6 protein-coding genes and 2 pseudogenes are annotated in these 4416 nt (G+C 33.9%); 3 read left to right on the top strand and 5 right to left on the bottom strand.

The features are described 5' to 3' along the window. A pseudogene (locus tag ACY3FQ_RS03440) lies at positions 1-431 on the top strand (IS3 family transposase); the annotation flags it as partial. Positions 432-575: 144 nt separating this feature from the next. On the opposite strand, the gene ACY3FQ_RS03435 reads toward ACY3FQ_RS03440, so the two are convergent. From ACY3FQ_RS03435 to ACY3FQ_RS03420, 4 genes and pseudogenes are all read right to left on the bottom strand, one after another. Beyond that, positions 576-1574, bottom strand: a complete 999-nt coding sequence (locus ACY3FQ_RS03435; RefSeq protein WP_004758941.1) for a ParB/RepB/Spo0J family partition protein — start codon at positions 1572-1574, stop codon at positions 576-578. Continuing rightward, the gene (locus ACY3FQ_RS03430) at positions 1574-2191 is read right to left on the bottom strand and encodes an AAA family ATPase (RefSeq protein WP_004758942.1); all 618 of its coding nucleotides are present in this window, start codon (positions 2189-2191) and stop codon (positions 1574-1576) included. The genes ACY3FQ_RS03435 and ACY3FQ_RS03430 overlap by 1 nt, the downstream gene beginning before the upstream one ends. Before the next feature lie 186 nt (positions 2192-2377). Beyond that, positions 2378-2533: pseudogene (locus tag ACY3FQ_RS03425) on the bottom strand (IS5/IS1182 family transposase); the annotation flags it as partial. A 114-nt stretch (positions 2534-2647) separates the two neighbouring features. Beyond that, on the bottom strand, positions 2648-2893 hold the full coding sequence (locus ACY3FQ_RS03420) for a hypothetical protein (RefSeq protein ID WP_489773633.1): 246 nt from the start codon (positions 2891-2893) through the stop codon (positions 2648-2650). A 153-nt stretch (positions 2894-3046) separates the two neighbouring features. On the opposite strand from ACY3FQ_RS03420, the gene ACY3FQ_RS03415 reads away from it, so the two are divergent. Continuing rightward, the gene (locus ACY3FQ_RS03415) at positions 3047-3271 is read left to right on the top strand and encodes a hypothetical protein (protein ID WP_004758944.1); all 225 of its coding nucleotides are present in this window, start codon (positions 3047-3049) and stop codon (positions 3269-3271) included. Positions 3272-3561: 290 nt separating this feature from the next. On the opposite strand, the gene ACY3FQ_RS03410 is transcribed toward ACY3FQ_RS03415, so the two are convergent. Further along, complete coding sequence (locus ACY3FQ_RS03410) at positions 3562-3903, bottom strand: surface lipoprotein assembly modifier (protein WP_489773632.1); 342 nt, start codon at positions 3901-3903, stop codon at positions 3562-3564. A gap of 25 nt (positions 3904-3928) precedes the next feature. Between ACY3FQ_RS03410 and ACY3FQ_RS03405 the strand changes: the two genes are divergently transcribed. Then, positions 3929-4312 carry a transposase gene (locus ACY3FQ_RS03405; protein ID WP_001055585.1) on the top strand — a complete coding sequence of 128 codons (384 nt, stop codon included), beginning with the start codon at positions 3929-3931 and terminating at the stop codon, positions 4310-4312. Positions 4313-4416: the final 104 nt, after the last annotated feature.

The raw sequence follows: 4416 nt of genomic DNA, 5'->3' as shown, positions 1-4416 counted from the left end.
TTGGCAAAAATTGAAACGTGAAGGCTATGTTATTGCACGTTGTACAGTTGCTCGATTGATGCAGAAGCTAGATATACAAGGTGTTTGGCGTGGTAAGAACAAACAAACTACCCGCAACCGAGATGATCAAAAACGAGCAGATGATTTAGTGAAACGTAATTTTAGTGCTGATCGACCTGACCAATTATGGGTCAGTGACTTTACGTATATTCAAACTCATTCAGGCTGGGTCTATACCGCCTTTATTATTGATGTGTTCTCACGAGCAATTGTTGGATGGAAAGTATCTACACGGAGGAATACAGATATGGTGCTCGATGCACTTGAGCAAGCATTGCACGATCGAGGCATGCCAAAGAATGTGATTCATCATTCCGACAGGGGTGGGTGTGCAATATCTTTCTATTCGCTATACCAATCGTTTAGAAGCTGAAGATCAACTACCTTTCTGATGATAACCTTTCTTATGTATCATTTTTTAATCTTATATATATGGTAAATGGTAGTATCCAATATCAATCTATAACATATTGGATACTCAATTATAAATTTCCACTGTGGAAATTTATAATTTTTTATACCTTATCGTCTAAATCAGCAAGAAAAGCTTCTAGTTTTTCAATTTTTTCTTGATTAAATTCAGCATTTAAACTAGTACGAATATTTACGACTGTCTTCCCATTGAGATTTTTTTCAATCTTAATTGAGCCAAATTTAAGACCATTTTTATCTTTTAGTACCATTTTATTAATTTTAGACGTATTTGTGATATTTTGTTCTTGCTTTTTAGCTATCTCTTGTACAGTTAATGCTTTTTCTATTTCGTAAATGAATTTTTTTGATGGACGATTAGTTTCTGTAAATTCATTTAGATATTTTTTCCATATATTAAATGTGGCAGATTCAACCAATTGATGATTAAATTTTAAAACGAGTTTATTTAATTCGGTTAACAATTGTTGTGCAGTTGCACCTGAAATAGCTTTTGGATTTATTTTTAGATCTTCTTTTATATAATCTGGAAGTTTATAAAAGCTCATTAATCTAAAGTATTTAGATTGATCTAGTTGATATTTTTGAGTGATAAATTCTACATTTTGTATAGAGTATCCAAACTCATTACAATGTTTTTGTATGGCGTTGACTAATTCAAAATCACTAAGATTCGATCGATGTAAGTTATCAATCAATGAAATTAAAGCTGTTTTTTCCTTGGATTTATCATCTCGAATAATTGCACGAATCGTCTTATGCTTTAATATATCTCGAACAGCTCTAAACCTTTTTTCTCCACCGACGAGCTCATATCTTTCCTCTTTTTTTATAACAACAATAGGGTAAATTTGTCCATTCGTTGCAATACTCGTGGCAAGAATTTCAACTTCCTGTAAAACTTTATCTGTAATAATACGAGGTTGATGCTCTGAGAAGTCAATAAGTTCTATAGGTACATCAACAATATTATTTTCAATTGATGATATTAACGATACTTTTCCTGTTCCTGCTGCATTAATAAATGCCTGCTCCATTTCAAGAGAATCATTAAAATCGACAATTAATGGTTTTTTTGCCATTACAGGATCTCCACCAAAAATTCATTTAATTCATCTTTTGCTTTGCTGCTACCCATTTCTAATACTGATTTTCCTTCGATCATCGCATCGCGAAATTGTTTGCGATCACGCAAAATTGTATTTAGTGTTTTAACAGACTTGACTTGCTGTAATAGCTCTAAAGCAGCATCAATTTCTGTAGATTTATTATTAGTTGGGGCTTTATTTAACACCACAAATGTTTTTAAATTTTTATTCACTTGTTTTGCTGTATTTACTAATCTTAGAACAAAAGGTAGTACTTCAATATCTGTTTGACTAGGTTGTGTTGGAATAATAAGAACATCTGCTGTTAATAATGCTGAACGAAATTCAGCTGAATCACGCCCTGCAACATCCAATACAATATATTTATTATTTTGTTTTAATTGTTGTAATTCTTCTTTTAAATTATCTTTAAGAGCAATGGTTGTAATAGAATCTTGTAGTCTACGTTTACTCCATTTTATAGAGGATTGTTGATCATCTCCATCTACAAGAGTCGTCTTGCCTTTTTTACTCAGAGCAACAGCTAAGTTGGTTGATAGCGTTGTCTTTCCAACACCACCTTTTTGATTTGCGATTACGTATATTGTCATGGGTAATATATATAAAAATTAAATTTATATTAGCATAATAAAAAAATAAAAAAAATATTTTTAAATTTCCACTGTGGAAATTTAAAAAATCAAATTATCTATAAGCCTAGTTATTATCTTTTTCGGATTCAATAGGCCTTGTTGCACAAAGATTTAAAAATTAAGGTTCCCCATATCACTTCAAATTTAAGTGATAACTTGGGTATGAGGTTGGCCTAATTCCATAAATTTATTTAATACTGCTACACGGGCATGAATCTCATTGACCTGGCTTTGAAAGTTCCTTGCACTCAGTTTATCCCCCAATAATTTGATGCAATGCATTTTGGCTTCCACCAAAGAAGCAATGTACTATGATAAGATTAACCCGTTAGGTCAGGTGGCCTAACTTAAATAAAAAAGTCTCCGACAAACCCGGTACGGTTCATTTCGATTTTTTACCGTGCCTCTCATAAATTAACAGTCAAAGCTGAAGAAGTGTTCTGGGAAACAAGAAACAAAGGCTTTTTGAATATCGCTGTACACACACTCAGGATGCTTCTCTAAATAACGTCGAGTCCAAATCAGTGTGGCTTCATAATCATTAAAGCACTGATCGAGTTGTAAAAAAATCCACAGTTCATGGGCTTTTTGAATGAAAAAGTCATTGATGATCATGAGAGCAATTTTCTTTTCAGTGTTTGAATCCGGGTATGAGTACATATTATATTTCTCCGATAGTAAGGATAAATAGGTTAGTTGATAAGCTATTTATAACACATAAAAATATGTGTTTACCACATAATTTTATGTGTTTTTATGTAAGTATAACCCTATGCTATAATCTCAAAACACCATTTCTATAAATTTAATTAAATGCCATATACTGAATTTCAACGTCTTGTCGGTAAAGCAGGGCTTTCAATTAAGGAATTTGCTGCCTTATTGGATATGAAACCTAATTCGATTACGAATTACAGTAAACAAGGTGTGGTTCCTACACATATTGCTGTAATCGTTGCGTTGATTTCTACGATGAAAGATGAGGGATTAGATTTCTATCCAATTTTTGAAAAAGTTAAGTCGTATTCACAAGAATAAAACTCTCGTTTTTTGATTGTTGTAAGCTTTTTAGTAGATATTGATGATGTAAAAAATGCCTGAACTTCAGGCATTTTTTTGTTTCAGGGACTTATAAGCCTCGATAGAACTTTTCAATAAAGTATCGAGTTTTGAGAACCAGGGTGATCATCAAATTCTTATGTTCTGAGATCTTAGGTCGAGCAATCGATAAACCGGACATTTCTATTTTGGGCTTACAACTGAATTTCGCATAAGAGTTTTTATGTTAAATAATAAAAGGCTCTAACTGAGAGTGAGAGCCTTTATTCTTAAATTTTTTTATCTATTGTGATAAACCATGTGCCGTTATTACGCTCATAAAGTGGTAAATTGCTGTCAATTTTTTGATATCTATAATTTAACTTGGGAGTAAAACCTTTCCACTGCCATTGCTTGCGCCAAGTAGCTATACCAAATTCATATTCACTGTCTTTGCGTTGAATACCATACCAAATATTATCTGCTAAAAAATTACGCTTAGAGTAACGTATGTTGCTACTAATACCCAATGAGTCCCCAAAGTATAAAAAACCACTTCGTATACCTTTTTGTAAGCATCCGGCTAACACAGCCTTACCAAGCGATCCTATAAGCCTTAATTTAGTTCCCACCTAAAAACAAGTGGGGACTTAATCCATGAACATGGATATATATTCAGCAACACCTCCTGTTGCTAAAAAACGCCGAAAATACAGCAAAGAATTCAAACTCAGTATTGTCAATGCCTGCAAAAATCCTAATACCTCGATCGCTTCGGTCGCACTGCAACATAGTATTAATGCCAACCTTGTCAGTCGTTGGATCAGGATCTTCAGCCATCATGAGGGTGCCGTGCAGGATCCTACTCATGTGAATCCAGCATTTATTGCTTTGCCTTACACTGCTGCAATCAGCCAACCTATTGATGAGAGGATCACGTTGTGTATCACCGTGCCTCATACGAATAATGATATTCAGCTAAAATGGCAGACATCAGAAATACCTGCCTTGGCAGAATTACTCAAGGCACTTGCAACATGATCCGCATTGATGAAATCTGGTTGTCTACTCAGCCCATGGACATGCGTGCAGGTATGGATACGACCATGGCTCAGGTGGTGAGAGCCTTTGGCTACATCAAACCG

It is taken from the genome of Acinetobacter sp. AB03 (assembly GCF_058107045.1).
Note: the sequence above shows the minus strand (reverse complement) of the source record. Positions and strands in the feature narration are given on the sequence as shown.

Coding starts and splice junctions, on each gene's coding strand:
- ACY3FQ_RS03435 (WP_004758941.1), bottom strand. CDS start 1,574: ATGGCAAAAAAACCATTAATTGTCGATTTTAATGATTCTCTTGAAATG.
- ACY3FQ_RS03420 (WP_489773633.1), bottom strand. CDS start 2,893: ATGTACTCATACCCGGATTCAAACACTGAAAAGAAAATTGCTCTCATG.
- ACY3FQ_RS03415 (WP_004758944.1), top strand. CDS start 3,047: ATGCCATATACTGAATTTCAACGTCTTGTCGGTAAAGCAGGGCTTTCA.
- ACY3FQ_RS03405 (WP_001055585.1), top strand. CDS start 3,929: ATGAACATGGATATATATTCAGCAACACCTCCTGTTGCTAAAAAACGC.
- ACY3FQ_RS03430 (WP_004758942.1), bottom strand. CDS start 2,191: ATGACAATATACGTAATCGCAAATCAAAAAGGTGGTGTTGGAAAGACA.